Genomic DNA, 25164 nt, shown 5'->3' on the forward strand with positions numbered 1-25164 from the left:
GTGAGCACACCCAGCGATGAAGCCGGCAAGAACGAATCCGACGTGGGCGACGACCAGAAGGTCGCGTCCTCCCGTGCGGGGAAAGAAGGCGACGAAGAGGCCGGCACCTACGTCGGCCGCACCGGCAGCGACGACGCGCTCGACGACGAGCAGACCGGCGCGGAGGCCCGCTCACAACAGCAGGGCAGCTGAGCCCGGGCGAGACGGCCGGGTTGCACCTCACCGGAACCCGGACATGAGACGGTATGACGACCATGTCTGACCGCCAACACATGACCTACGAGGACTTCGGCCGTAGGTTCTTCGAATTCGCCGTCACCGAGGAACGGGTCGGTGCGGCGATCGGCGACATCGCCGGCGACGCGTTCGAGATGGGCCCGATGGGTCAGGGGCCGGGCGGTATCGCCAAGGTCACCGCCCGGGTGAAGATCCAGCAACCCCGGGTGACCCGCCACGTCGGCGAGATGATCACGTTCGCGATCCGCATCCCGCTCGAGATCGACATGGTCGTCGACCTGCGCATCGACAAGCCGAAATTCGTGGTCTACGGCGAGATCTCGCTGCGGGCCTCGGCACTGGCGGCGCATCCGCTGCTGCTCATCCTCGACGTCAAGAAGCCACGGCCGTCGGACATCTCGATCCACGTGACGTCGAAATCGTTGCGCGCCGAGGTGGTCCGCATCATCGGCGGCATCGACTCCGAGATCAAACGCTTCATCGCCGCCCACGTCGCGGGCGAGATCGAGAGCCCCGAGAGCAAACAGGCTCAGGTCATCAACGTCGCCGAGATGATCGACGAATCCTGGACCGGTATCTGAGCCGGCCTACTTCTCGAGCGTGAACTGGTTGACGTCGATGTACCCGACGCGGAACATGTCGGCGCAGCCGGTGAGGTACTTCATGTACCGGTCGTAGACCTCTTCGGACTGGATTGCGATGGCCTCGTCGCGGCGTGCCTCCAGCGCGGCGGCCCAGATGTCGAGCGTCTTCGCGTAGTGCGGCTGCAGTGACTGCACGCGCGACACGGTGAAACCGCCCGCGGCGGCGCGCTCCTCGACCATCGGGATCGACGGTAGGCGGCCGCCCGGGAAGATCTCGGTGACGATGAACCGGACGAACCGGGCGAACTGGAACGACAGCGGCATACCGCGCTCGGCCATCTCGTCGGGGTGCAGCCCGGTGATGGTGTGCAGCAGCATCACCCCGTCGTCAGGAAGCACGCGGTGTGCCATCGCGAAGAACGCGTCATAGCGTTCGTGGCCGAAATGTTCGAAGGCCCCGATCGACACGATCCGGTCGACCGGCTGGTCGAACTGCTCCCAACCCTGCAACAGGATGGACTTGGAGCGCGGGCTCTGGTCGGCGGCGAAACGGCTCTGGACGTGCGCCCGCTGGTTCTCCGACAACGTCAACCCGATGACGTCGACGTCGTGGCGTTCGATCGCCCGCATCATCGTCGAACCCCAGCCGCAGCCGACGTCGAGCAGCGTCATACCGGGTTGCAGACCGAGCTTGCCCAGCGCGAGGTCGATCTTCGCGAGCTGGGCCTCTTCGAGCGTCATGTCGTCGCGTTCGAAGTAGGCGCAGCTGTAGGTCCGGGTCGCGTCGAGGAAAAGCGCGAAGAACTCGTCGGAGAGGTCGTAGTGGGCCTGCACGTCGTCGAAGTGCGGCTTCATCTCGTCCGGGTCGTCCGGTGTGTCGGGCATCCGCTCATCGTATTACCGGGGCCAATACCGGACGCCGCGGTGCGAGCCCGTCACCGCTGGACACGCCCCGCAGATTGCCCCACAGGTGTGGGACGAACATATTGCGTGTCCAGGACACCTGCGAGGCCGCCCGGGTCCGGAACGACGGCTGCTCGGCGCACGCGCCGGCCGAAGCCCAGCTGTGGTCGCTGCCCGGCAGGCCGAGGGCTTCGGCGGCGGCCGCGGCGAACAACCGGTGTCCTTTCGCCGAACCGTGCACGCGGTCGGCGCTCCAGGTGTCGTGCTCACGCATCGACTCGGCGTGGTACAGGTCGACGAGCCGGAACCCGTACCGCTGCGCGGCCGTCTCGATGACGCCGTTGACCCGACGCACCCGGCCGGCGATCAGCCTGCCCACCGGCAGTATCGCGGTGATGTCGGGGAACATCGTGGTGACGACCGTCGCGCCGGAGGCGGCCAGCTTCGCGTAGAGGGCATCGAGGTCGGCCAGCGCCGCGCCGAACGACCGGCCGGGCCGCGTCACGTCGTTCATCCCGATACAGACCGTGATCAGATCCGGCCGCATGGAAAGGGCCAGGGGTAACTGGTCGTCGAGCACGTGGGCGATCCGGCGGCCACGCACCGCGAGGTTGGCGTATGCGATACCGGGATAAAGGGTGTCCAGATGCGCGGCCAGCCGGTCGGCGAAACCGATCAACCCGCCGTCGCCGTCGCGGTCCCACAGCCCCTCGGTCTGGCTGTCGCCGATCGCCACGTAGCGCGTATACCCGGACACGACCAAAAGCCTAGCGGCGGAACGGTTTCGCCAGCGCCTCGGCGACGATTTCGTAGGCGACGTCCTCTTCGGCATGCACGCCGGGGAAGAAGTAGTAGCCGTGCGGCATCCCCGCGGGGAAGTACTCGACGGTCTGACCGCCGGCCGCCCGGATCCGCTCGCCGAACGCTCTGGCGGAGTCGACGATCGGATCGTGGGTGCCGGCGGTGATCACGGTGAGCGGGTATCCGGTCAGGTCGCCCTCGATGGGGCTGACCCACGGATGGTCCCACGGCGTGGGGCCGACGTACGCGCCGCGGATGAACCCCGCGAAGGCCATGTCGTAGACGATCCCGCGCGGCGCCTGGGCGCGGAACGAATCCCAGCGTTCGAAGTGGAAATCGGGCATCGCGCCGAGCATCACCACCGCATCGGGAACCCGGGCGTGCTCGTCGCGGGCCCGCAACGCCAGCGCCGCAGCGAAGTTCGAGCCGGCCGAGTCGCCCGCCACCGCGACGCGGGTCGCGTCCCCGCCCACGAGTTCGGCGTTCACGGTCACCCAGCGGTACACGTCGAAGGCGTCGTCGAGCGGCGTGGGGAACATGAACTCCGGTGCGGAGCGGTAATTGGCCGACACCACCAGCGCGGAGTTGGTGAAGGCCAGTTTGCGCGCGAGGAAGTCGCAGTCCTCGGACACACCGACGGTGAACCCGCCGCCGTGGTAGTAGACGATCACCGGTAGCTGCTCGTCGGCGGGCGCCGCCCTGGGCCGGTACAGCTGGCACCGCGCCACCCCGTCGCGCACCGGCAGGTACACCTGGTCGACGTCGACGTCCGGCACCGCCTGCGCCCCGGTGGGCGGGACCAGCGCCGGGTCCGGCTGATGTCCGTCACCGATGTAGCCGCTGCGCACCGGCTGGATCATCAGATCCCGCAACGCCACCGGCTGCCGGTTGTTCGCGATCACCCGGTACATCGGCATCGCGGGGTCGTCGGGTGCGATGTAGCTCAGGCCGTCGATGGTCACGGGCGCGGTGACGTCGACCTGACCGGCGGGCACGCAGCGCAGTGCGGCGGGGATCACGACCGAAAGCCTACGGAGGTGTTCGAGGTGTTCGATCCCGTTCACGCGGGTACGCCTGATTCCGTCGCAGAAAGGACTTCCACATGCCGAAGGAACTACAGGGCCGCAAGATCGCCATCCTCGCCGCGGACGGCGTGGAGAAGGTCGAACTCGAACAGCCGCGCGCGGCGGTCGAGACCGCGGGCGGACAGGTCGAACTGCTGTCGCTCGAACCCGGCGAGATCGAGGCACGCAACCACGATCTCGAACCCGCGGGTTCGTTCTCCGTCGACCGCCCGGTCGGTGAGGCGCGGGTCGAGGAGTTCGACGCGCTCGTCCTGCCCGGGGGCACGGTCAATCCCGACAAGCTGCGCCTCGACGAATCGGCCGTGGCGTTCGTACGGGACTTCGTGCGCTCCGGTAAGCCCGTCGCCGCGATCTGCCACGGTCCCTGGACCCTGGTGGAGGCCGACGTCGTGCGGGACCGCACGCTCACGTCGTACCCGAGCATCCGCACCGATCTGCGCAACGCCGGGGCCACCGTCGTCGACCAACAGGTGTGCATCGACGGGAACCTGATCACCAGCCGGTCGCCGAAAGACCTGCCCGCCTTTTGTCAGGCGATCACCGATCAGTTCGCCAACACTCCCGCGCACACCTGATCGATGACCTCCGTCGTCATCGTCGGCAGCGGGTTCACCGGTTTCGAGTGCGCCCGTCATCTGGCCCGCAAGCTGCGCAAGAGCGAGGGGACCGGCTCGGAACCGGTCGAGATCACGATCATCTCGCCGGTCGACTACATGCTGTACACGCCGCTGCTGCCGGACGTGGCCGGCGGTCTGGTGGACGCGCGGTTCGTCACGATCCCGTTGGCCAACAGCCTGCGCGGCGTGCGGGCCGTGCGCGGACGGGTCGACGACGTGGACTTCGACCAGCGCACCGTCACCTTCACCGACCCCGAGCAGCGTGTCCGCAGCATGCCCTGGGACCGCCTGGTGCTGACGCCGGGATCGGTGACGCGGCTGTTCGACGTGCCCGGCCTGGCCGAACACGCCCGCGGGCTGAAATCGACCGCGGAGGCGCTGTATCTGCGTGACCACGTCCTCGAACAGCTCGAGCTGGCCGACTTCGACGAGGACCCCACGCTGGCGGCGGCGCGGCGGACGATCGTCGTGGTGGGTGCGTCGTACTCCGGAACGGAATTGGCCGTGCAACTGCGGGCGTTGGCCGATGCGGCGGCCCAGCAGATGGGGTTCGATCCCGACAGCGTGCGGTTCGTCCTGCTCGATCTCGCCGAACAGGTGATGCCCGAGGTCGGGGAGAAGCTCGGCGCCGCCGCCCACCGGGTGCTGCGCGGGCGGGGGGTCGATGTGCGCCTGGGCGTGACGCTCAAGGAGGTGCACGACGACCACGTGCTGCTCACCGACGACACCCGGATCGACACCCGCACCGTCGCGTGGGTCACCGGTGTCACCGGCGCGCCCCTGATCGAGAAGCTCGGGCTGCCGACCGAGAAGGGTCGGTTGAAGGTGGACGCGGACCTGCAGGTTCCCGGCCACCCCCACGTCTTCGCCGCGGGTGACGCGGCCGCCGTCCCCGACCTCACCCAGTCCGGCGCCATCACGCCGCCCACCGCGCAGCACGCCACCCGGCAGGGAAAGGTGTTGGCCCGCAACGTCGCCGCGAGTCTGGGGCACGGCACCAAGAAGCTGTACAAACACCGCAACATGGGTCTGGTGGTGGATCTGGGACCGCGCTACGCCGTGGCCAATCCGCTGGGCGTGCGGCTGTCCGGGCTGCCGGCGAAGGCCGTGACACGGGCCTACCACCTGTACGCGATACCGCGGTTCGTCAACCGGTGGGCGGTGTCGCTGGCGTACCTGACCGACGTGTTCTTCGCCCGGTCGGTGGTGTCGATCGGGCTCTCGTCCGCCGACGACGCCCGGTTCTCCGCCAGCGAGGGCATCCCGATGCCGAAAGGCGACTGATTCAAACTCCTCGGAGCGGGAACAGAAGAGCCATGGCTACCTATCGTGTGTTGGATCCGAAGGGTGAGGTCGTCTCGACCACGGACATCGAGAGCGCGGACGATGCCCACGCCTGGTTCGTCGAACAGGTTCCCGGCAACGAACTCGGCTACCGCATGGAAGTCAAGGTCGAAGAGGACCGCTGGGACTTCGTCGACGACAGCGAGGGTGACCGCTCCTACTGACCGGCTAGGGTGGCAGCGTGCCCAAACTCAGTGCGGGACTGCTGCTCTACCGGGTGACAGACGGAGTCGTCGAGGTCCTGCTCGGCCATCCGGGCGGACCCTTCTGGGCGCGCCGCGACGAGGGCGCCTGGTCGATTCCCAAGGGAGAGTACGCCCCCGACGAAGATCCGTGGACTGCCGCGCAACGGGAGTTCACCGAGGAACTCGGCGCACCGGTCCCGCCCGGTGAACCACTGCGCCTGGAACCGGTGAAGCAAGCAGGGGGGAAGATCGTCACGGTCTTCGCGGTCCGCGGCGACCTGGACCCGGGCGCCGCGACGAGCAATACCTTCACCCTCGAGTGGCCCAGAGGCTCCGGCACGCTCAGGGAGTTCCCCGAGATCGACCGGGTGGCATGGTTTCCGGTGGAGGAGGCCCGGGCGAAGCTGCTCGCGGGTCAGCGTCCCGTACTCGATCAGTTGACGGCTGCTGTCGCCGCAGGACGCGGGTAGGGCCGACGTCGATCGCGTTGACGGTGAGCGCGCGACCGTGGATCCGCCACCCCGCCGGGGTGTGCTGGTATTCGTCGTCGTAGCGCAAATGCCACACCACATCGGTGACTTCGCGGTCGGCGACGCTCCAGTGGTGGGCGATGCAGGTGATCCGGCCCAGCGCGTAGGCGCGGTCGGCTGTCTCGGCGTACACCTCGCCGACGATCGCGTGTTCGGTGCGCTCCACATCGGAGAGTGCCGACATCGCCGCCCGAACTCCGTCACGTCCGTGCAGATGCCGTACCGGGGTGAGCACGCGCGGCGGGTCGGGCAACCGCAGTTCGGCTGTCTCGGTGAACAACTGGGCCACGTCGTCGAACCGGCGGTCGTCGACGGCGGCGGCATAGAGGTGCACCAGGTCGGCCAGAGCCAGCCGGTCGGCCACGGCCAGTGTCATGAAGTCAGTCCCAACCGCTGGGCGCACGCCGACACCACGTCGGTCGCCTCGTCGAGCGTCGTGACCGGCGGCATCGCCAGCACCAAGCGGTCGGCGCCCACCTCCGCGAGCCGCTCCGCACGGGCCGCGTCGATCTTGGCAACTGCGTGTCCCAGCGACAGTTCGACGGCATCTGGGTCGCGCCCGGATTCCACTGCGGCGGAACGCATCACCTCGACGAGGTCGCTCAGGTCGGGGCCTGCGACGCCCAGGGGCTGGAAACCGTCACCCAGCCGGCCCGCGCGCCGCGCCGCCGCCCGGCTGTGTCCGCCGATGTGGATCGGCACACGCGCGGCCGGCTTCGGATAGCACATCGCGTGGTCGAACTCGACGAACTCGCCGTGGAAACTCGCCCCGAGCGGGGAGTCCGCCCACAGCGTCCGCAACACCTGGATCTGCTCGTCGGCGCGGCGACCGCGGGTGGTGAAGTCGGCACCGCACGCGTTGATCTCCTCGGCGAGCCATCCGGTCCCGACGGCGAGCCGTACCCGGCCTCGCGACAGCGCGTCGACGGTCGCCACCCGCTTGGCCAGCACCACCGGATGGTGGTTGGGCAGTACCAGCACACCGGTCGCCAACCCCAGCCGCTCGGTGTGCGCGGCGAGGAAAGTCAGCAGATCCAACGGATCGGGTACCGGGGTGTCGGCGGCCAATTCGACCCGCCCGGACGGGTCGTAGGGGTAGACGCTGGTGTACTGCGTCATCAGCACCGTGTGCTCGACGGCGACGATCGACTCGAATCCGCACGCCTCGAGGTGCCGCGCGAACGCCGCCATCCAGGCCGGATCGGCGGTGACCCCGGCGTGGACCGGTGCGACGACGGCGTATTTCACGGGAGCGGCAGTCCGTTGCTGCGCCGGCGGGCTTCCCGGTTGAACCGCTCTCGGTACGTGTCGTGCGCTGATACGGTCGCGGGCAGCACCTTCGGCACCGCGAACGTCGCCCGCTCGGCCAACGCCATGGCGCGATAGTACAGATCGGCGTCGGTGGGTGGGCGAAGGTCGACGAGACACGAGCGAAGGGCGAATCCGTGGCAACGCTTCACGTGGGCGGGCAACAGCTACCCGGCACTTTCACCAACCGTTTCCTGGCGCATCTGCAGGCGGCCACGGCCGCGCGGTTCGCGTCCGGGAAGGGGTTCTTCCTCACCACCTCACAGGTCGGTGAAGAGGGTGCCGAGCAGACGGTCAGTCACTGGATCCACCCCGGTCTGCCGGTCAGCTTCGGCTACGACGTCACCGATGGATCAGGAGGTCGGGTGGCGCCGGAAGCCCTGCAGGACAACGAGATCGAGGAGATCACCGCCGCCATGGACACGCCGTACGGCGTCCGCGGCAGCGACGGCCTGTGGTGGCCGTTCACCGAACACGCCTAGCGGCTACAGGTCCAGCGTCAGTCGCTGCCCCGCCGGGGCGCGCGACACGCAGGTCAGCATCATCCCGCCTGCGCGTTCCGGCTCGGTGAGCAGTGTGTCGCGGTGGTCGACCGTGCCGGCGAGCACCCGGGTCCGGCAGGTGCCGCAGAACCCCTGCCTGCACGAGTAGGCGGCGTGCACACCCGACCTGTCGAGGGCGCTGAGCAGGGTTTCGTCCGCGGCCACCGGCACCACCGCACCCGTCGAGGTGATCGACACGGAGAAAGGTGCGCCGTCGACGACGGGCGGTGCGGCGAACCGCTCGAAATGCAGTTCGACCCCGGCGCGCCCGGCGAGTGCCGACCGCACGGCGGTCAGCATCGGCGCCGGCCCGCACGCGTACACCGTTGTGCCGTCCGGGCACTCGCCGAGCAGATCGCCGGCTGCGGGCACACCTGCGACGTCGTCGGTGTGGAGGCGCACCCGTTCGCCGTAGGCGGCCACTTCGTCGAGGAAGGGCAGGCTGGCACGGCTGCGCCCGGCGTAGGACATCGTCCACGGCACCTCGAACCGCTGCGCGAGCGCGAGCATCGGCAGGATCGGGGTGATGCCGATACCTCCGGCGACGAAGTGCAGCAGTCGGGCCGGGGATCCGTACCCGGGCAGTGTGAGCGGAAAGGCGTTGCGGGGGCCCAACGTTCCCACGGCCACGCCCGGGTGCAGTTTTTCGTGCACCTCGACCGAACCGCCACCGCCGTCGGCGATGCGCCGGACGGCGATGCGATAGCTGTCCCGCACCGAGGGGTCCCCGCACAGCGAGTACTGCCGGATGCGCCCGCTGGGCAGGTGCAGGTCGAGGTGTGCCCCGGGGTGCCAGGGCGGCAGTGTGGCGCCGTCGGACGCGGTGAACGTGAGCGCGACGACGTCCTCGTCGTGGGCGACCATGCGGCGGTCGGTGACGGTCAAGGTGATCAGGTGTTCTCGCGGCCGCGGTTCGGAGATGTCGCGGACGCGGCCCGACAGGGCCCACAGCGCGGAGATGGCGGCGTCGGCGACGCCGATCGACACGTCGTGGCGCAACCGGCCGAACGCGCTCGGGGGCGCCTGCCGGAACCGGTCGAGCAGCGGCATCAGAGGTGCGCGGCCCGCGCCGCCGGGGAGCTGGCCAGGTAGGCGACCGCCTGCGCCGTCGATCCCATCTCCTCGGGTGAGAATCCCGGCCTGAAGTACATCAACGTGTTGGCGCCGAACAGCTTTCGATAACGAGGCAGCAGACCCAGCTTCGAGTCGCGCATCCGGAGCCGGTTGAACCGCCACCACCCGATGTCGGTGTTGGGGTCCCGTTTCACCAGATACCAGGCGGCGCGCTGGAAGAACACGAAGATCATCACCACCGCGATCGACATCGCCCGGATCCGGTCGAGGTAGCTGTCGTGGAAGTAGACCGCGACGTCGTGGGCGACGCTGCGGTGCTCGACCTCCTCACTGCCGTGCCAGCGGAACAGGTCGACCATCGTCGGGTCGGCGCCGAAGTCGTCCCAGGCGCAGTTGAGGGCGAAGTCACCCATGACCGCGGTGTAGTGCTCGATGGCCGCGATCAGCCACAGCCGGTCGCACAGATGGTTGAGCCTGCGCTTCGGATCGGTCGACGTACCGGGTGCGAGCATGCGACCGAACACGTACTCGATCTGGTCGAGGACCGGCTTGGGGTCGATGCCGTGGGTTTCGAGGTAGTCGTGCAGAACCTGCTCGTGGACGTCGGCGTGGGTCGCTTCCTGGCCGATGAACCCGCGCATGTCCTCGGCCAGTCGGGGATCCCGAACCAGCGGCAGCGCCTCGTTGAAGGTGTCGACGAACCACCGTTCGGCGGCGGGCAGGACGATGTTGAGCAGGCTGACGACGTTGGAGCCCACCGGATGGCCGGGGATCCAGTGCAGGTCGCTGCCGGTGACGTCGAACGCCACCCTGCGGGCCTGGATCTGCACGGGCCCCGGATCGACCTCCACGTCGAAGCGGCGCGGTCGCAACATCGCACACCTCCTGCTGCCGGTGACGCCCGCAGTCTACGACGGTTAGGTGGGAACGCAGGTTTCGGCTAACCGCGACGCGTCAATACCACCAGCCATGGCGGGGATCAACGACGTTCTCGACTGGGCCAAACACCAGGTGTCGTCCAAGGTGCCGAAAGCGGACCTGGACCAGCGCGACTCGGACTACATCCGCGAGCAGCTGCCCGGCACCTGGCTGCTCGCGTCGCTGTACTTCCGGGCCGACGTGCGGGGTCTGGACCGGATCCCGTCCGAGGGGCCCGTGCTGCTGGTCGGCAACCACAGCGGTGGCAACCTCCCGCCGGACACGTTCGTGTTCACGTTGGCATTCTGCTCGTATTTCGGTGTCGAGCGGCCGTTCTACCAGTTGGCGCACAACCTGGTGGTGTCCGCTCCGGGACTGGGCTGGCTGCGCAAGTTCGGCACCGTCGCGGCCAACCACGACAACGCCCGGATGGCGCTGGAGTCCGGCGCCGCGCTCCTGGTCTACCCCGGCGGCGACTACGAGGTGTTCCGGCCGTCGTGGGAACGGCACCAGGTCGACTTCGGCGGGCGGAAGGGCTACGTGAAGCTGGCCCGGGAGGCGGGTGTGCCGATCGTGCCGGTCGCCAGCGTCGGCGGTCAGGAGGCGGCGCTGTTCCTCGATCGCGGCCAATGGCTGGCCCGCCTGCTGATGGTGGACAAGCTGGCGCGGTTGAAGAGCGTGCCGATCCTGTTGGCGCCGCCGTGGGGTCTGGTGGTCAGCGACCTCATCCCGCGGCTGCCGTTGCCGACGAAGATCGTCATCGAGGTGCAGGAGCCCATCTCGGCGGCCGACATCGCCGACACCGACGACGACGTCATCAACGACAAGGTGGTGGCCAGCCTGCAGGGTGGGGTGGACAGGCTGGCGGCGGAGCGACGATTCCCGGTGCTCGGCTGATGAGCGCTTGCGCGAAGAAGCGAGGGGCTCCATGAGGCTGGAACGGCGGTGCGTCCTCGACGCGGACCGCGAGACGGTGTGGAAAGTGGTCAGCAACCCGGACTGCTATCCGGAGTTCATGGCGAGCCTGGAGCGTTGGGAGACGGTCACCGAGGGTCCACCCGACGTCGGGTCCCGGTTCACCGCGCACTGGAAGGTGGGTTCGGTCCCGATCGGCGGCATCGTCGAACTCGTCGAGTTCGATCCGCAGCGCGACCTGGCGTGGATCGGGATCACCGGGGTGACCCTGCGTGGCCGGTTCCGCTTGCGCGACAACGGCGACGGACGCGCCAAGGTGACGTTCCGGCTCTCTTACGAGGCACCCGGCGGACTGCTCGGCCTGATCGCCGACCGGGTGGCGGCCCGGCAGGTGGGTCGCACCATGTCCGAGACACTCAAGCGGCTCAAGACCATGGTGGAGGGCTGAGATCACCGAAACGACCACCGCAACGAAGCTGGCACTGGTCACCGGCGCGTCCACGGGTATCGGGTTCGAACTGGCCAAGCTGTTCGCCCGCGACGGGTACGAGCTGGTGATCGCCGCCGACGAAGCGCAAATTCACGTTGCAGCGCAAGAGCTTTCGAGGATCGGCCGGGCAGTGACCCCGGTCCAGGTGGACCTGCGCACCGAAGCGGGCGTCTCCGCGCTCTACCAGAAGGCCACGGCGGACGGGCGTCGGCTGGATGCGGTGGCGATCAACGCCGGGATCGGGCGGGCGGGCCGGTTCGTCGACGGCGACCTTCACGAAGACCTCGCGATCGTCGACCTCAACGTGCGCTCCACTGTGCACCTGGCGAGGCTGGTGCTGGGCGATATGGTCGACCGCGGCAGTGGCCGGGTGCTGTTCACGTCGTCGACGGTCGCCGCGATGCCCGGGTCTCACCAGAGCATCTACAACGCGTCGAAGTCGTTCGTGCAGAGCTTCGCCGAGGCGCTCCACGACGAAATACGCGACACCGGGGTGACGGTCACCGCGCTGATGCCCGGTCCGGTCGACACCGCGTTCTTCACCCGCGCCAAGATGCGCAACACCCCGGTCGGCGGTCCGCTGCCCAAGGACGATCCGGCGGACGTCGCCAGGCAGGGTTACGAGGCGATGATGCGCGGCGACCGGAAGGTGGTCGCGTCGTCGCTGATGTCGAAGGCGTTGGGCGCGGTGAACACGGTGCTGCCCGACGGCGTCAAGGCGCGGATGAACCGGTTGATCGCCAGGCCGATGGGCCGCTGAGGTCAGCCGACCGGCGGCGGGGTCCCCGCGCCGGGTGCCCCCTGGATCGGCACGATCGGGGTGGGCGTCACCGTCGTGATGCCGTTGGACCCCACCCGGGGTCCGCCCGCCGGCTGCGAGGCCTTGAGGCGGTCGGCGGCGGCCTGGCTGCAGTCCAGCATCAGCAGCATCTTGCCGGCGGACGTCAGCTTCTGGGTGTCGACCAGGCAGCTCGCCTGCGGCAGCACGCTGCCGAACGAGCCCCCGAAGGTGGCCTTCACGCCCTGGGCGCGCAGGATCTGCAGCGCCTTGTTGTAGGGCTCACCGACGACGTTGTAGCTGCCGCCCGGCTGGGACGCGGCCACACCCGTGCCGATCACGGCTGCGGCTCCGGCGGCCAGGATTCCGGCGCCGAGCGTCACGAGCTTCTTCAACATGGCCTCCGTCGGTTGTGGTGCGGTGCGAACATATCGCAGCGGTGACGAATGTGAAACCGGAGAAGAGCCCTCCGGCGTTACATCCCGACTCACAGGACCGGGTGCACCAACGAACCCATCACGGCGCCGAGCGCCGCGGCCCGCGGGTCGGTGAACACGTCCTCGACCAGGCGCTGGCGCCCGTCCGGACCCCGCAGCGGCACCCGCCAGTTGGGGTACTCGTCACTCGTTCCCGGCTGGTTCTGGGTCTTCAGATCGCCGACGGCGTCGGCCAGGGACAGCGACAGCAGCTTCGACGGGGTCCGGCCCAGATACCGGTGCAGGGCGAGGATCACGGCATCGGACTCCGGTTCCTCGCCGTTGTCCGGGTGGGCCAACAGGCCGACCCGGCGCAGTTCGGCCAGCCACGCGGCCTGCGCCGCCCGGTCGTCGGCGAGTTCCTCGGCCGCCGGGCGGGTGAGCAGTCCGAGTTCGTCGCGCAACCGGACGTGTTCACCGGCGAGGTAACCGGCCGTCGGCGGCAGATCATGGGTGGTCACCGCCGAGAGGCAGTACTCCCGCCACCGCTCGGCGGGGAGCGGACCACCTGTGGCGTCCTGGCCGTCGCGGTCCTGTTCGAACCACAGGATCGAGGTGCCGAACAGTCCGCGGTCGTGCAGGTAGTCGCGCACCCAGGGTTCGACGGTGCCGAGATCCTCACCGACCACGACCGCCCCCGTACGGTGCGCCTCGAGCGCGACGATGCCGATCATCGCCTCGTGGTCGTAGCGGACATAGGTGCCCTCGGTCGGTGCGGCGCCCCGGGGGATCCACCACAGCCGGAACAGTCCGATGATGTGGTCGATCCGGACACCGCCCGCGTGCCGCAGCACCCCGTTGACCAACGCCCGGAACGGTTCGTAGGCCTGCTCGACGAGCTGGTCGGGTCGCCACGGCGGCTGCGACCAGTCCTGGCCGAGCTGGTTGAACTCGTCGGGCGGCGCGCCCGCGGTGACGCCGAGGGCCAGGACCTCCTGCAGTGCCCACGCGTCGGCCCCGTCGGGATTCACCCCGACCGCGAGGTCGTGCATGACCCCGATGTCCATCCCCGCGCCGATCGCCGTGGCGTGCGCGGCGGTGAGCTGCTCGTCGAGCTGCCACTGCAGCCACCGGTGGAAGTCCACCTCGTCGGCGTGCTCGGCGGCGAACGCGGCCACCGCCACGTTGCGGGGATGCTGCAGTTCGGCGGGCCAGCCGTGCCAGTCGTTGCCGTACTTCTCGGCCAACGCGCACCACACGGCGAAATCGTCGAGCGCGCGGCCCTCCCGCGCCCGGTACCCGGCGTAGGCGAGCTCACGGCCGGCCGAACGTTCGACACGGTAGATGGTCGCCAGGGCCGCCCGTTTGGCCCGCCAGGCGGAATCGCGATCGATGAGCTCCCTGCGCCGGGCACGGGCCTGAACCTCGGTCCGCGACCTGCGCAACCGACCCCGATGGCGGAGTTCGGCGTACTCGGGGATCGCCTCCGGCCGTAGGTACAGCGGGTTGACGAACCGTCGCGAGGTGGGCAGGTACGGCGACGGCTCCATCGGCGCGGCAGGCGCGGCCGCGTGCAGGGGGTTGACCAGGATGAACCCGGCGCCGTGCCGCGTCGCCGACCACACCGCCAGGTCCGTCAGATCCGTCAGGTCGCCGACACCCCAGGAGCGGTGGGAGCGAACGCTGTAGAGCTGGGTCGCCAACCCCCAGCTGCGCCGGGCCCCGAGCCGCGGCGGCACGGGCAGCGTGGCGGGGGAGACGATCAGCGGTGCATCGGCCTCGACCGTTCCGGTCCGCATGTGCACCCGGTGGTAACCCAGCGGCAGATCGGCGGGCAGCTCGAAGCTGGCCTCCCCGACCAGTCGGCCGTCGAGGTCGAAAGGCGGTGTGTCGTTGCGTAATTGGTGCAGGCTCTGGCGGATCGACCCGTCTTCCAGGGCCACCCAGACCTCGACCGGGTCACCGTGGGTGACGTGCACCCAGAACGACGACGTGCTTCCGGTGCGGGCCAGGATCGTGGGCGGCAGTGACCGCTGCCAGTAATTGCGGTCGTGCTGTATGAGCGCGGCGGCGCGTTGCTCGTCGTCCGCTGCGGCGACGCCCAGTGCGGCGAGCACCGCGATCAGCGTCGACTCGGGCACGGCGACCTGGGTGCCGGACCAGTCCTCGTAGCGGGTGGCGACGCCGTGGCGGGCGGCGAGTTCGACCAGTGACGGGGACAGTTCGGTCATAGCTGACCATCCTGCCGTGAGTGAGGTGGGCACGCGCGCGAGCATTCCCGTTCCGCGTGAAAGTAACCGGCCTGGGTATGGTCGCGCTCATGGCTTCCGGAGTGCTCGACGTGACCGCGGTGCGCGCCCGCCGTGCCCGGGTCGCGGTGGCCGCGCAGTTCCTCACCAACGGGGCGTTGTTCGCGAACCTGCTGCCGCGCTTTCCGGAGATCAAGACCGATCTGGCGCTGTCGAATGCCGTGTACGGGCTCACGATTGCCGCGTTCTCCGCGGGGGCGTTCGTCGCCGGCCTCACCGCAGCCGCCCTGATCCGCCGCTTCAGTTCGGCGCGCGTCGCGGTCGGGGGAACCATCGCCATCGCGGTCTTCGTCTTCGCGGCCGGGCTCGCGCCGTCGGCGGTGCTGGTGGCCTGTGCGCTGTTCCTGGCGGGCGCGTCCGACGCGGTCACCGATGTGGCGCAGAACGCGCATGCCCTTCGGGTCCAGCGCATCTACGGCCGATCCATCATCAACTCGGTGCACGCCGTGTGGGCCGGCGGCGCGGTCCTCGGCGGCCTCATGGGCGCGGCGGCGATCGCCCTGCACATCCCGCGGCCGGTGCACCTCGGGGTGGCCGCCGTCGTGTTCACCGGTGTGGTGCTGGTCGCCTACCGCTTCATGCTGCCGGGCGCCGACCAGGACGACCATCCGGCGTCCGGGTATGCCGAGGGCGAGCGCGCCGGCCGGAGGGTGTACCTCGTGCTGGTCGCGCTGGCCGTCATCGCCATCGCAGGGGCGATGGTCGAGGACGCCGGAAGTTCGTGGGCCACCTTGTATCTGCGCGACAGTGTCGGCGCACCGGGGGCGATCGCGGCGTTCGGGTACATCGCCCTCGCGGCGTTCATGTTCGTCGGCCGGCTCATCGGCGACCGGCTGGTCGACCGGTTCGGCGAAACCGCGGTGGCCCGGGCCGGGGGAGCGCTGGCCGCGGCCGGGATGGGTGTGGCGCTGGCCTTCCCGAGCGTTCCCGCGACGATCGCCGGCTTCGCCGCCGCCGGACTCGGCGTGGCCACCGCGATCCCGGCGGCCATGCACGGCGCCGATCAGCTTCCGGGACTGCGACCGGGGACCGGTCTGACCATCGTCACGTGGCTGCTGCGGATCGGCTTCCTGGCCTCACCGCCACTCGTCGGCCTGATCGCCGACTGGACCAGTCTGCGGATCGGACTGCTGACCGTGCCGGTTGCCGGGCTGGTGATCATGGTGCTCGCGGGTGCGCTCAATGTGAGAGGCCGGCCAGTTCGATCGTGAGCACGCCGGCCACGATCAGCGCGATCCCCGCGCCCATCGTGGGAGTGAGCCGTTCGCCGAACAGGACGCGGGCGAGTACGGCGACGAGCGCCACACCGCAGGCCGTCCACACGCCGTAGGCGATGCCGACCGGCAGGCCGAGCGAAAGCGTCAGCCACAGCAGGTAGAAGGACGCCAGGTAGCCGATCACCACCGGCGCCATCCACACCTTCTTGCGGAAGCCGTCGGACGCCCGCAGGCACAGCGTCGCGAGCACCTCCAGCGCGATGGCCGCGGCAAGTGCGAGGTACATCACCGCGCGCCACCGGGTTCCGGCCGCGGGCGCGAGCCGAATTCGACCAACAGCACCCCGCCGACGATCAGCGCGATGCCGGCGGCAATGGGCCAGGTGAACGGATCGCCGAAGATGCCCGCGGCCAGGATCGCGGTCGCCGCGGTGCCCGATGCCCCCCAGATCCCGTAGGCGACGCCGACGGCCATCCCGGCCCGCAGCACCGCGGTGAGGAGCAGGAACGCCCCGAGATATCCGGCGACCACGACGATCAGCCACCACGAATCATCGTGGGATGCCCGCAGCGCCAGGGTGGCGGTGACCTCGGTGGCGATGGCTGCGATCAACAGCACTGATCTTCGCACCGCGCCAACCTAACCGACTGCGTGAGTAGCCTGGTCGGGTCGATGCTTACCGCAGGGAGGTGCTGCTCGTGACGACCGAATCAACCGGTGCATCAGGCCCGACGGCGGTCTCCGAACCCGTGGTCGACACCGAGTACGGGCCGGTCCGCGGAACCGACGATGGTGTGGTGAAGGTCTGGAAGGGGGTTCGCTACGCCGCGGCGCCGGCCGGTGAACTCCGCTGGCGTGCCCCGCAACCGCCACAACCGTGGCGCGACGTCGCCGATGCGCGTCGGATCGGTCCGGTCTGCCCGCAGGCGACCGATCCGCGGATCCCGCTCGATCTCGGTGGTGTGCAGGACGAGGACAGCCTGCGGCTCAACGTGTGGGCGCCGTCGGGCTCGGCCGCCGGCGACGGGAAACCCGTCATGGTGTGGGTGCACGGTGGCGCCTACGTCCTCGGCTCGGCGAATCAGCCGCTCTACCACGGAAAGGCGCTGGCCTCCGGTGGCGACGTCGTCGTCGTGACGGTCAACTACCGCGTCGGCGCGTTCGGTTTCCTGGACCTCTCCGCATTCACCACCTCGCGCACCAGATTCGACACGAACCCCGGTCTGCGTGACGTGCTGGCCGCGCTGCGCTGGGTGCAGAACAACATCGCGGCGTTCGGCGGTGACCCGGCGCGGGTCACCCTGTTCGGGGAATCCGCGGGCGGCGGCATCGTCACCACACTGCTGACGAGTCCGGCCGCGGCCGGGCTGTTCTCGGCGGCCATCGCGCAGAGTTCCCCGGCCACCTCGGTCTACAGCGCCGAGCGTGGGCGTCGCACCGCCGAGCAGTTCCTCGACAAGCTGGGCGTCTCACCTGCCGACGCACACCGTCTCGTCGATGCGCCACTGCCCGCCGTGCTCAGCGCCTCCAAACGCCTCTTCGACGAGGTTCCGGTGCGGACGCCGGGCACGCTGGCCTTCGCGCCGATCGTCGACGGTGACCTGGTCCCCGACCTGCCGGTCAGGGTGGCCCGGGCCGGTGGATCGCTTCCGGTACCCCTGATCATCGGCACCAACAAGCACGAGGCCGCGCTGTTCAGGTGGATGAAGTCGCCGCTGATGCCGATCACGCCGCAGGCCATCAGCTCGATGTTCGCCGAGATCGCCGCCGAACAACCGGGGCTGCAGATCCCGTCGGAGGCGGACCTGGTGGGCGCCTACTCCGGGTTGCGCGGGAAAGCCAGGGGGATGGGCGTGGCCCGCGACATCGGCTTCCGGATGCCCTCGGTGTGGTTCGCCGAGGGGCACAACGCCGTCGCGCCGGTCTACCTGTACCGGTTCGACTTCGCCACCCCGATGCTGCGGCTGTTGCGCCTCGGCGCGGCCCATGCGACCGAATTGCCTTATGTCTGGGGCAATCTCGTGGCCGGACCGAGGGACCCGACGTTCAAGCTCGGTGGGCTGAAGGCCGGTACCGCCGTCTCCGAGAGGGTGCGCGGCCGGTGGACCGGGTTCGCCGCGTCCGGTGAACCCGGCGGCACGCCGCCGTGGCGGCCGTACCGGTCCGACGACCGGGCCACCCTGGTCATCGACGGGCAGGACAGGGTGGTCGACGACCTCGACGGTGAGATCCGCGCCGCGTGGGGTGACGAGGTCCTCAGTTTCCGGTAGGGCGGGCGGCTAGACTCCGGCTCGGAGGTGTCGGGTGATGGGCGCAACGGGCGAAGCGGTTTCGGCGTTTCTGCAGTTCCTGCCGCCGCAGCTGCGCGAGCCGGTGCTGTTCGCGGTCCCGTTCTTCTTGCTGCTGCTGATCCTCGAATGGACCGCCGCACGCAAACTCGAACACCTGGAATCCGGCGACCAACCGCCTGCGGGCGCCTACGTCGCCCGTGATGCGTGGACCAGCCTCGCGATGGGCCTGGTCTCGGTCGGCACCATGGCGGTGTGGAAGTTCGGCGCGCTGATCGGCTACGCGGCGCTGTACGCCTACGTCGCCCCGTGGCAGCTGCCGTCGAATCAGTGGTACACGTGGGTCATCGCGATCGTCGGTGTGGACCTGCTGTTCTACAGCTATCACCGCATCGCCCACCGGGTTCGGCTGGTCTGGGCCACCCATCAGGCGCACCACTCCAGTGAGTACTACAACTTCGCCACCGCAGTGCGCCAGAAGTGGAACAACAGCGGCGAGATCGTGATGTGGCTCCCGTTGCCGCTGCTGGGTGTGCCGCCGTGGATGGTGTTCGCCGGGTTCTCGATCAGCCTGATCTACCAGTTCTGGGTGCACACCGAACGGATCGGCACCATGTGGCGGCCGATCGAGTTCGTGTTCAACACGCCGTCGCACCACCGCGTGCACCACGGCAGGGATCCGGAGTACCTGGACAAGAACTACGGGGGAATCCTGATCATCTGGGATCGCCTGTTCGGCACGTTCCAGCCGGAACTGTTCCGCCCGCACTACGGGCTGACCAAACCGGTGAATACCTACAACATCTGGCGGCTGCAGACCCACGAATACGCGGCCATCGCCCGCGACGTGCGCGGCGCGCGACGCTGGCGTGACCGACTCGGTTACGCGTTCGGCCCACCGGGGTGGAAACCGGTCGAGAACCGACACGTCGCGGAGAAGGCGGCGGTTCGCGCCTGATTTCGGTGCCGGCGCAGCAAGATGAACGCTATGGATGTCAAAGAGGTTCTGCTGCCCGGTGTCGGGCTGCGGTTCGAGTTCGACAACCGCGACGGAGATCGGATCGGTGTGGTCGCCCGGCGCACAGGGGATTTCGAGGTGGTGGTCTACCCGAAGGAAGACCCCGACCAGGCCCAGCAGGTGTTCCGGCTGACCGACGAGGAAGCCGAGGCGCTGGCGCAGATCCTGGGCGCCCCGCGTATCGCCGAGCGGTTCGCCGACCTCACCCGCGAGGTGCCCGGCCTCAGTGCCGGCCAGGTCTCGGTGCGCGCGGGCAGCCCCTTCGTCGACCGGCCGCTCGGAGACACGCGGGCCAGAACTCGCACCGGGGCCTCGATCGTCGCGATCGTCCGGGACGAGGAGGTGCTGGCGTCGCCCGGGCCTTCCGACCTGTTGCGCGCCGGCGACGTGCTGGTGGTGATCGGGACCCACGAGGGCCTGGCCGGTGTAGAAGTCATCGTCAGCCAGGGGCACGGAGGCGAGGCGCACCAGCCCGGTCCGCCCGGCCAAGGCTGATCGGTGGAGGTTTCGGCGACGCTGCTGCTCGAGCTCGGCGTGATCCTCGCTGCGCTCACCGTGCTCGGCACCATCGCCCGTCGGTTCGCGCTCTCACCGATTCCGCTGTACCTGCTCGCCGGGCTCGCGGTGGGCGAGGGGGGACTGGCGCCGGTACCCGCGGCCGGGGACTTCGTGGAGACCGGCGCGACGATCGGCGTCGTGCTGCTGCTGCTCACCCTCGGTCTGGAGTTCTCGATCGGGGAGTTCGCGACCAGCCTGCGCAGGCACCTGCCGTCGGCCGGTGTCGACCTGGTCCTCAACGCAGCGCCCGGCGCCATCGCCGGATGGCTGATCGGGTTGGACGGTGTCGGCATCCTGGCGCTGGCGGGTGTCACGTGGATCTCGTCGTCCGGCGTCATCGCCCGGTTGCTGTCCGACCTCAGACGTCTCGGTAACCGCGAGACGCCCGCGGTGTTGTCGATCCTGGTGCTCGAGGATTTCGCGATGGCGGCGTATCTGCCGTTGCTCGCGGTGCTCGCCACCGGTGGCACCTTCCTGCAGGCGCTGCTCGGGATGGCGATCGCGGTCAGCGCACTGGGCTTCGCGTTCGTGGTGTCCTACCGCTGGGGCCACCACGTCGGCCGTCTGGTCGTCCACCCGGACAACGAGCAGTTGCTGCTGCGCATCCTCGGGCTCACGCTGATCGTCGCGGCGCTGGCCGAGTTCATCCACGCGTCCGCGGCGGTCGGTGCGTTCCTCGTCGGGCTGACGTTGACCGGAGAGGCGGCCGAACGGGCCCGCACCGTGCTCACCCCGCTGCGGGATCTGTTCGCCGCTATCTTCTTCCTCGCGATCGGGGTGTCGGTGGACCCCGCTGCGCTGATCCCGATGCTGCCCGTCGCGACGGCGCTGGCGGTCGCCACCGCCGCCACCAAGGTGCTGACCGGCCAGTTCGCTGCGCGGCGCGACGGGGTCGGCCGGCCGGGTCAGCTGCGCGCGGGGACGGCGTTGATCGCGCGCGGTGAATTCTCGCTGGTGATCATCGGGCTCGTCGGTGCGAGCGTGGAGGCGCTCGAAGCCGTGGCGACGCCGTATGTGTTCATCCTGGCCATGGTGGGCCCGGTGCTGGCGCGCTTCACCGGTGGTCGGGCGCCCGCGCGCCGACGGCCCGGCTAGTCTCCGGCTGTGCAGACGGTATTCGACGCGCATGTCGACGCGACCCTCGTCGATGCGGCGCTCGCGCCCAGTGTCCCGGGATCGATGTGGCTCGATGTGCCGCGGCCGCGGTTTGAACGGCTGACCGGTGCGGTGACCGCGGACCTCGTCGTCGTCGGCGCGGGATACACGGGGCTGTGGACCGCGCTGCACGCCGCTGAACGCCGGCCCGGCACACGGGTCGTCGTGGTGGAGTCCGACCGTGTCGGGTGGGCGGCGTCGGGCCGTAACGGCGGATTCGTCGACGCCAGCCTCACCCACGGCCGGGAGAACGGAAAATCCCGCTGGCCCAACGAGATCGAGCTCCTCGAGCGCCTCGGCATGGACAACCTCGACGGGATGCAGGCCGACATCGACCGGCTCGGTCTCGACGTCGACTGGCAGCGCACCGGCATGCTGACGGTGGCGACCGAACCGCATCAGGTGCCGTGGCTGCAGGAGGCGGCCGGTGCGGGTGAGGGCCGCTTCCTCGACGAGCAGGCGGTACGCGAGGAGGTCCACTCGCCGACCTACCGTGCCGGACTGTTCAGCCCCGACACCTGCGCGATCGTGCACCCCGCCAAGCTGGCCCTCGAGTTGGCGCGTGCGTGCACCGAGGCCGGGGTGCAGATCCACGAACAGACCCCGGCCACGTCACTGGAGACCCGCGGATCCACGGTGTGTGTGCACACCGCGGCAGGCCGGGTCACCGCCCGGCAGGCGGTGCTGGCCACCAACGTCTTCCCGAGCCTGTTGCGACGCAACCGGCTGCACACCGTGCCCGTGTACGACTACGTCCTGGCCACCGAGCCCCTCACCGAGGAGCAGTTGGCGCGCATCGGCTGGCGCAACCGGCAGGGTGTCGGCGACAGCGCCAACCAGTTCCACTACTACCGGCTGAGCGCGGACAACCGCATCGTGTGGGGCGGCTATGACGCCGTCTATCACTTCGGCCGCAAGGTCGAGTCCGCATACGAGGACCGCCCGCAGACCTACCGGCGGCTGGCCGCCCACTTCTTCCTCACGTTCCCGCAGTTGCACGACGTCCGGTTCGACTACCGCTGGGCGGGTGCGATCGACACGAACACCCGGTTCTGCGCGCACTGGGGCCTCGCCCGCGGTGGTCGCGTCGCGTACGTCAACGGTTTCACCGGCCTGGGCGTCGCTGCGACCCGCTTCGCCGCCGATGTGTGCCTCGACCTGCTCGACGGCGCCGACACTCCCCGCACCCGACTGGAGATGGTGCGCGACAAACCGCTGCCGTTCCCGCCCGAGCCGCTGGCGAGTATCGGGATCAACGCCACGAGGTGGTCGCTGGATCGCGCGGACCACTCGGCGGGGCGGCGCAATCTACTGTTGCGCACCCTCGACGCCCTGGGCCTCGGCTTCGATTCGTGACCTCCTCTGCGCTGACCGTGATGCTTCCGTAACGTGAATGCGCAAGCCCCCGATAGAGGTCACAAGCGACTGCAAGATCGGGGTCGCGTCGCTGTAACCGTCGGGAGGGAGCAGAAGTGCGCCGACACCTGCTGAACGTGGTGGCCGCCGTCGCGGCACCGTTGGCGGCGCTGCTCGCGCCCCTGGCACCGGCCCACGCCGACCCGGGGGTGCTCGTCTCTCCGGGTATGGAGATCCGCCAGGACACCAACCTGTGCACGCTGGGATTCGTCGACGTGCAGCAGCGGGTGGCCTACACCGCGGGCCACTGCCGCGGAAGCGGCCCGGTCAGCGACCGCGGCGGCGCCTTCATCGGTGTCCAGAGCGCATTCGAGGACAACACGCCCGACGGCACCACGGTCGACGTGAACCATCAGATCTCCGACTGGCAGACCATCTCGCTGGCGCCCGAGGTGCAGGTCAACAACCTACTCCCGAGTGGTCGCCCGCTCGTGGTCGATCCGTCCGTGGTCCCCACGAAGGGAATGCCGGTGTGCCACTTCGGTGTGGTGACCGGGGAGAGCTGCGGCACCATCGAGGCCGTCAACAACGGCTGGTTCACGATGGCCAACGGTGTGGTGAGCAAGAAGGGCGACTCGGGTGGGCCGGTCTACTTCAACGCCCCCGACGGCCGCGCGGTGATCATCGGGATGTTCAACAGCACCTGGGGTCAGTTCCCGGCGGCGGTGTCGTGGCAGGCGGCCACGCAGCGGGCCGGTCAGGGCGTCGTCATCACCGCCGGCGCTGCCTGACCATCAGCCGAGCAGTTCGAACACCGGGATCGACGGCGCCACGGCGCGCATCTCGTCGTCGCTCGACTGTGGCGTCAGCCCGCCGACATGTCCCTTGACCTCCCAGTACCAGCGGTCGAGATAGCGCTTGAGCAGTTCGGGTCTGTCGGTGTCGGGTATCTCGGCGATCCGCACCCTGCGACGCCGCCACCGCGGACCGGCCTCGACCTCGCCGGCAGCACGGGCGTTGCGGGCCCACTGCGTGTTGCCGCGGGGGGAGACGACGTAGCGCCGGCCGTCCACCGACAACACGTTGACGGCGACACTGCGTGGCTTGCCGGTCTTGCGGCCCCTGACCCGCAGGGCGTGTGAACCGGCGATGCTGATCCCCGCTTCCGCGAGCCAGCGGATCACCTCGTTGCCGGCCCGGGCCAGGGCGCCCGGCTGGTCGTAGCGGATCGTCATGAGAACTCCTTCCGTTGAGTGAGCAGTGCTCTCTAACCGAGAGTGCACCGTTAGCGCGGAGATTTCAAGAGCGCTGATCTCGTTTTGTGTGAGACTGGGCCCGTGGGGATACGCCAGGACAGCAGGGTCCGGATGGAGGCACGGATCATCGAGGTCGGCCGCCGGCACCTGATCACCGACGGTCCGGCCGGGCTCTCGCTGCGTGCGATCGCCCGCGACCTGGGGGTGGTGTCGTCTGCGGTGTACCGCTACGTCAGCAGTCGCGATGACCTGCTGACCCTCCTGCTGGTCGACGCGTACTCCGAACTGGCGGCGAGGGTCGACGACGCGGCCACCGCGGGTGAGCCGGATTGGCGGACCCAGATCCTGCGGATGGCGCACGCCGCACGGGAGTGGGCGGTGTCCCAACCGGCGCGGTGGGCGCTGCTCTACGGCAGCCCGGTGCCGGGTTACCGCGCGCCGGCCGAACGCACCACCGAGCCGGGCACCCGCGTGGTGGCCGCCCTGTTCCGCGCGGTGGCGGATGGGATCGCAGCCGGTGACATATCCGGTTTGAAAAGCGATGTGCCCGATTCGCTTTCGGCAGACTTCGAGGGGTTGCGGCAGGAATTCGACTTCTCCGGTGGCGACGGTGCCGTGGCGAAGACGCTCACCCTGTGGGCGGGGTTGATCGGGGCGATCAGCCTCGAGGTCTTCGGCCAGTACGGCGCTGACACGTTCACCGATCCGAAGACCGTGTTCGATCTGCACATCCGGGCGCTGGTCGAGCTGCTGGCGTCCCACTAGTCCGGAGCCGAAACTAGAACACGTTCTAGCGCGTGGGGCAGTCGGGCGATATCCTCGCAGCGATGGCCAATCAGACACCTGTCCAGATCGCGTGGGTGACCCGCGACATGGATGCCACCGAACAGGCGTTGTCCGCGCTGCTCGGTGCGCGCAGATGGGTGCGCATGCCCGGCGTTCATTTCGGGCCGGACTCGTGCCGGTTCCGTGGCCGCCCGGCGGACTTCGTCGCCGACGTCGCGCTCAGCTATGCCGGTGACACCCAACTGGAGATCATCGCGCCCGTCCGCGGGGAGAGCCTCTACACCGAGTTCCTCGAACGATGTGGCCCCGGACTGCACCATGTCTGCAGGGAGGCGACCGACCCGGCCGACTTCGACGCCGCGGTGCGCGATGCCGAACGGCACGGCGCCACCGTCGTCGCCGACGGCGTGATGCCCGGCGGCATGCGATTCGCCTATGTCACCGCCGAGGACGCAGGCGTGCCCTACATCGAGATCGCTTGTCTCACAGACGAC

General features: G+C 69.3%; 30 protein-coding genes and 2 pseudogenes. 19 read left to right on the forward strand and 13 right to left on the reverse strand.

From position 1 onward, the window contains the following. Positions 1–192: a hypothetical protein gene (locus G6N49_RS08235; protein WP_011560280.1), complete on the forward strand. Its 192-nt coding sequence runs from the start codon at positions 1–3 to the stop codon at positions 190–192. 53 nt (positions 193–245) lie between these two features. After that, positions 246–818, forward strand: coding sequence for a hypothetical protein (locus G6N49_RS08240; RefSeq protein WP_011560279.1), 573 nt, complete (start codon positions 246–248; stop codon positions 816–818). 6 nt (positions 819–824) lie between these two features. Here G6N49_RS08240 and G6N49_RS08245 read toward each other — a convergent pair whose 3' ends face one another. Genes G6N49_RS08245 through G6N49_RS08255 form a run of 3 tightly spaced genes read right to left on the reverse strand, consistent with a single transcriptional unit; the run spans position 825 to position 3544 of the window. After that, a complete protein-coding gene (locus G6N49_RS08245; RefSeq protein ID WP_011855843.1) occupies positions 825–1706 on the reverse strand; it encodes a cyclopropane mycolic acid synthase family methyltransferase in 882 nt (293 codons plus the stop codon). A 4-nt stretch (positions 1707–1710) separates the two neighbouring features. Next, positions 1711–2481, reverse strand: coding sequence for an SGNH/GDSL hydrolase family protein (locus tag G6N49_RS08250; RefSeq protein ID WP_011768244.1), 771 nt, complete (start codon positions 2479–2481; stop codon positions 1711–1713). 10 nt (positions 2482–2491) lie between these two features. Beyond that, complete coding sequence (locus tag G6N49_RS08255; protein WP_011855842.1) at positions 2492–3544, reverse strand: alpha/beta hydrolase; 1053 nt, start codon at positions 3542–3544, stop codon at positions 2492–2494. 83 nt (positions 3545–3627) lie between these two features. Here G6N49_RS08255 and G6N49_RS08260 point away from each other — a divergent pair, with 83 nt between their 5' ends. Genes G6N49_RS08260 through G6N49_RS08275 form a run of 4 tightly spaced genes read left to right on the forward strand, consistent with a single transcriptional unit; the run spans position 3628 to position 6226 of the window. Then, positions 3628–4185 carry a type 1 glutamine amidotransferase domain-containing protein gene (locus G6N49_RS08260; protein WP_011560275.1) on the forward strand — a complete coding sequence of 186 codons (558 nt, stop codon included), beginning with the start codon at positions 3628–3630 and terminating at the stop codon, positions 4183–4185. 3 nt (positions 4186–4188) lie between these two features. Beyond that, positions 4189–5511 carry an NAD(P)/FAD-dependent oxidoreductase gene (locus tag G6N49_RS08265; protein ID WP_011855841.1) on the forward strand — a complete coding sequence of 441 codons (1323 nt, stop codon included), beginning with the start codon at positions 4189–4191 and terminating at the stop codon, positions 5509–5511. A gap of 32 nt (positions 5512–5543) precedes the next feature. Beyond that, on the forward strand, positions 5544–5735 hold the full coding sequence (locus G6N49_RS08270) for a hypothetical protein (RefSeq protein ID WP_011560273.1): 192 nt from the start codon (positions 5544–5546) through the stop codon (positions 5733–5735). A 17-nt stretch (positions 5736–5752) separates the two neighbouring features. Beyond that, entirely contained in the window at positions 5753–6226 is a 474-nt protein-coding gene (locus tag G6N49_RS08275) for an NUDIX hydrolase (RefSeq protein ID WP_011560272.1), read from the forward strand. Between the two features lie 43 nt (positions 6227–6269). Here G6N49_RS08275 and G6N49_RS29440 read toward each other — a convergent pair. The 3 genes and pseudogenes from G6N49_RS29440 to G6N49_RS29685 form a co-directional block, all read right to left on the reverse strand. Beyond that, positions 6270–6662: pseudogene (locus tag G6N49_RS29440) on the reverse strand (nuclear transport factor 2 family protein); the annotation flags it as partial. Then, positions 6659–7534, reverse strand: a complete 876-nt coding sequence (locus tag G6N49_RS08285) for an LLM class F420-dependent oxidoreductase (RefSeq protein WP_011855840.1) — start codon at positions 7532–7534, stop codon at positions 6659–6661. The gene G6N49_RS08285 and the pseudogene G6N49_RS29440, both read right to left, overlap by 4 nt. After that, the gene (locus G6N49_RS29685; protein ID WP_268793806.1) at positions 7531–7662 is read right to left on the reverse strand and encodes a hypothetical protein; all 132 of its coding nucleotides are present in this window, start codon (positions 7660–7662) and stop codon (positions 7531–7533) included. Before G6N49_RS29685 ends, G6N49_RS08285 begins: the two co-directional genes overlap by 4 nt. 69 nt (positions 7663–7731) lie before the next feature. On the opposite strand from G6N49_RS29685, the gene G6N49_RS08290 reads away from it, so the two are divergent. After that, a complete protein-coding gene (locus G6N49_RS08290) occupies positions 7732–8076 on the forward strand; it encodes a DUF7882 family protein (RefSeq protein WP_011560269.1) in 345 nt (114 codons plus the stop codon). Between the two features lie 3 nt (positions 8077–8079). Here G6N49_RS08290 and G6N49_RS08295 read toward each other — a convergent pair whose 3' ends face one another. Both G6N49_RS08295 and G6N49_RS08300 read right to left on the reverse strand, forming a co-directional pair. Further along, complete coding sequence (locus G6N49_RS08295; RefSeq protein ID WP_011560268.1) at positions 8080–9186, reverse strand: PDR/VanB family oxidoreductase; 1107 nt, start codon at positions 9184–9186, stop codon at positions 8080–8082. Continuing rightward, on the reverse strand, positions 9186–10085 hold the full coding sequence (locus tag G6N49_RS08300) for a metal-dependent hydrolase (protein WP_011560267.1): 900 nt from the start codon (positions 10083–10085) through the stop codon (positions 9186–9188). The genes G6N49_RS08295 and G6N49_RS08300 overlap by 1 nt, the downstream gene beginning before the upstream one ends. Positions 10086–10179: 94 nt before the next feature. On the opposite strand from G6N49_RS08300, the gene G6N49_RS08305 reads away from it, so the two are divergent. From G6N49_RS08305 to G6N49_RS08315, 3 genes are read left to right on the forward strand one after another with little or no spacing between them, the layout of a single operon-like run. Next, complete coding sequence (locus G6N49_RS08305) at positions 10180–11025, forward strand: lysophospholipid acyltransferase family protein (protein ID WP_011560266.1); 846 nt, start codon at positions 10180–10182, stop codon at positions 11023–11025. Positions 11026–11056: 31 nt separating this feature from the next. Beyond that, positions 11057–11491: an SRPBCC family protein gene (locus tag G6N49_RS08310; RefSeq protein WP_011560265.1), complete on the forward strand. Its 435-nt coding sequence runs from the start codon at positions 11057–11059 to the stop codon at positions 11489–11491. 34 nt (positions 11492–11525) lie between these two features. Beyond that, positions 11526–12293: an SDR family NAD(P)-dependent oxidoreductase gene (locus G6N49_RS08315; RefSeq protein ID WP_082967855.1), complete on the forward strand. Its 768-nt coding sequence runs from the start codon at positions 11526–11528 to the stop codon at positions 12291–12293. A 2-nt stretch (positions 12294–12295) separates the two neighbouring features. Here G6N49_RS08315 and G6N49_RS08320 read toward each other — a convergent pair whose 3' ends face one another. Together G6N49_RS08320 and malQ are read right to left on the reverse strand one after the other, a co-directional pair. Beyond that, positions 12296–12706, reverse strand: a complete 411-nt coding sequence (locus G6N49_RS08320; protein WP_041310174.1) for a hypothetical protein — start codon at positions 12704–12706, stop codon at positions 12296–12298. A 92-nt stretch (positions 12707–12798) separates the two neighbouring features. Beyond that, positions 12799–14958, reverse strand: coding sequence for a 4-alpha-glucanotransferase (malQ, locus tag G6N49_RS08325; RefSeq protein ID WP_011560262.1), 2160 nt, complete (start codon positions 14956–14958; stop codon positions 12799–12801). Between the two features lie 89 nt (positions 14959–15047). Between malQ and G6N49_RS08330 the strand changes: the two genes are divergently transcribed. Continuing rightward, on the forward strand, positions 15048–16247 hold the full coding sequence (locus G6N49_RS08330) for an MFS transporter (RefSeq protein ID WP_011560261.1): 1200 nt from the start codon (positions 15048–15050) through the stop codon (positions 16245–16247). On the opposite strand, the gene G6N49_RS08335 is transcribed toward G6N49_RS08330, so the two are convergent. Beyond that, positions 16216–16539 carry a DMT family transporter gene (locus G6N49_RS08335; RefSeq protein ID WP_011560260.1) on the reverse strand — a complete coding sequence of 108 codons (324 nt, stop codon included), beginning with the start codon at positions 16537–16539 and terminating at the stop codon, positions 16216–16218. The two genes, G6N49_RS08330 and G6N49_RS08335, sit on opposite strands and share 32 nt — an antisense overlap. Next, a complete protein-coding gene (locus tag G6N49_RS08340; protein WP_011560259.1) occupies positions 16539–16883 on the reverse strand; it encodes a DMT family transporter in 345 nt (114 codons plus the stop codon). Before G6N49_RS08340 ends, G6N49_RS08335 begins: the two co-directional genes overlap by 1 nt. Positions 16884–16951: 68 nt before the next feature. Here G6N49_RS08340 and G6N49_RS08345 point away from each other — a divergent pair, with 68 nt between their 5' ends. From G6N49_RS08345 to G6N49_RS08370, 6 genes are all read left to right on the forward strand, one after another. Beyond that, entirely contained in the window at positions 16952–18523 is a 1572-nt protein-coding gene (locus tag G6N49_RS08345) for a carboxylesterase/lipase family protein (RefSeq protein WP_011560258.1), read from the forward strand. A 37-nt stretch (positions 18524–18560) separates the two neighbouring features. Next, positions 18561–19499 carry a sterol desaturase family protein gene (locus tag G6N49_RS08350; RefSeq protein ID WP_011855839.1) on the forward strand — a complete coding sequence of 313 codons (939 nt, stop codon included), beginning with the start codon at positions 18561–18563 and terminating at the stop codon, positions 19497–19499. A 30-nt stretch (positions 19500–19529) separates the two neighbouring features. Then, complete coding sequence (locus G6N49_RS08355; protein ID WP_049771553.1) at positions 19530–20054, forward strand: cation:proton antiporter regulatory subunit; 525 nt, start codon at positions 19530–19532, stop codon at positions 20052–20054. 3 nt (positions 20055–20057) lie between these two features. Continuing rightward, on the forward strand, positions 20058–21212 hold the full coding sequence (locus G6N49_RS08360; RefSeq protein WP_011560255.1) for a cation:proton antiporter: 1155 nt from the start codon (positions 20058–20060) through the stop codon (positions 21210–21212). Positions 21213–21221: 9 nt separating this feature from the next. Then, positions 21222–22628, forward strand: coding sequence for an NAD(P)/FAD-dependent oxidoreductase (locus G6N49_RS08365; RefSeq protein ID WP_041925074.1), 1407 nt, complete (start codon positions 21222–21224; stop codon positions 22626–22628). Between the two features lie 116 nt (positions 22629–22744). Further along, positions 22745–23419 (forward strand): Rv1815 family serine proteinase, encoded by a 675-nt coding sequence (locus tag G6N49_RS08370; protein WP_011855836.1) that lies wholly within the window; start codon positions 22745–22747, stop codon positions 23417–23419. Between the two features lie 3 nt (positions 23420–23422). Here the strand turns inward: G6N49_RS08370 and G6N49_RS08375 are convergent, their stop codons facing one another. Further along, entirely contained in the window at positions 23423–23863 is a 441-nt protein-coding gene (locus G6N49_RS08375; RefSeq protein WP_011855835.1) for a nitroreductase family deazaflavin-dependent oxidoreductase, read from the reverse strand. Between the two features lie 102 nt (positions 23864–23965). On the opposite strand from G6N49_RS08375, the gene G6N49_RS08380 reads away from it, so the two are divergent. Further along, on the forward strand, positions 23966–24649 hold the full coding sequence (locus tag G6N49_RS08380) for a TetR/AcrR family transcriptional regulator (RefSeq protein WP_041925073.1): 684 nt from the start codon (positions 23966–23968) through the stop codon (positions 24647–24649). 62 nt (positions 24650–24711) lie between these two features. Continuing rightward, a pseudogene (locus tag G6N49_RS29445) lies at positions 24712–25095 on the forward strand (VOC family protein); the annotation flags it as partial. Positions 25096–25164: the final 69 nt, after the last annotated feature.

The sequence above is a fragment of the Mycolicibacterium monacense genome, from assembly GCF_010731575.1.
Taxonomy (GTDB): domain Bacteria; phylum Actinomycetota; class Actinomycetes; order Mycobacteriales; family Mycobacteriaceae; genus Mycobacterium; species Mycobacterium monacense.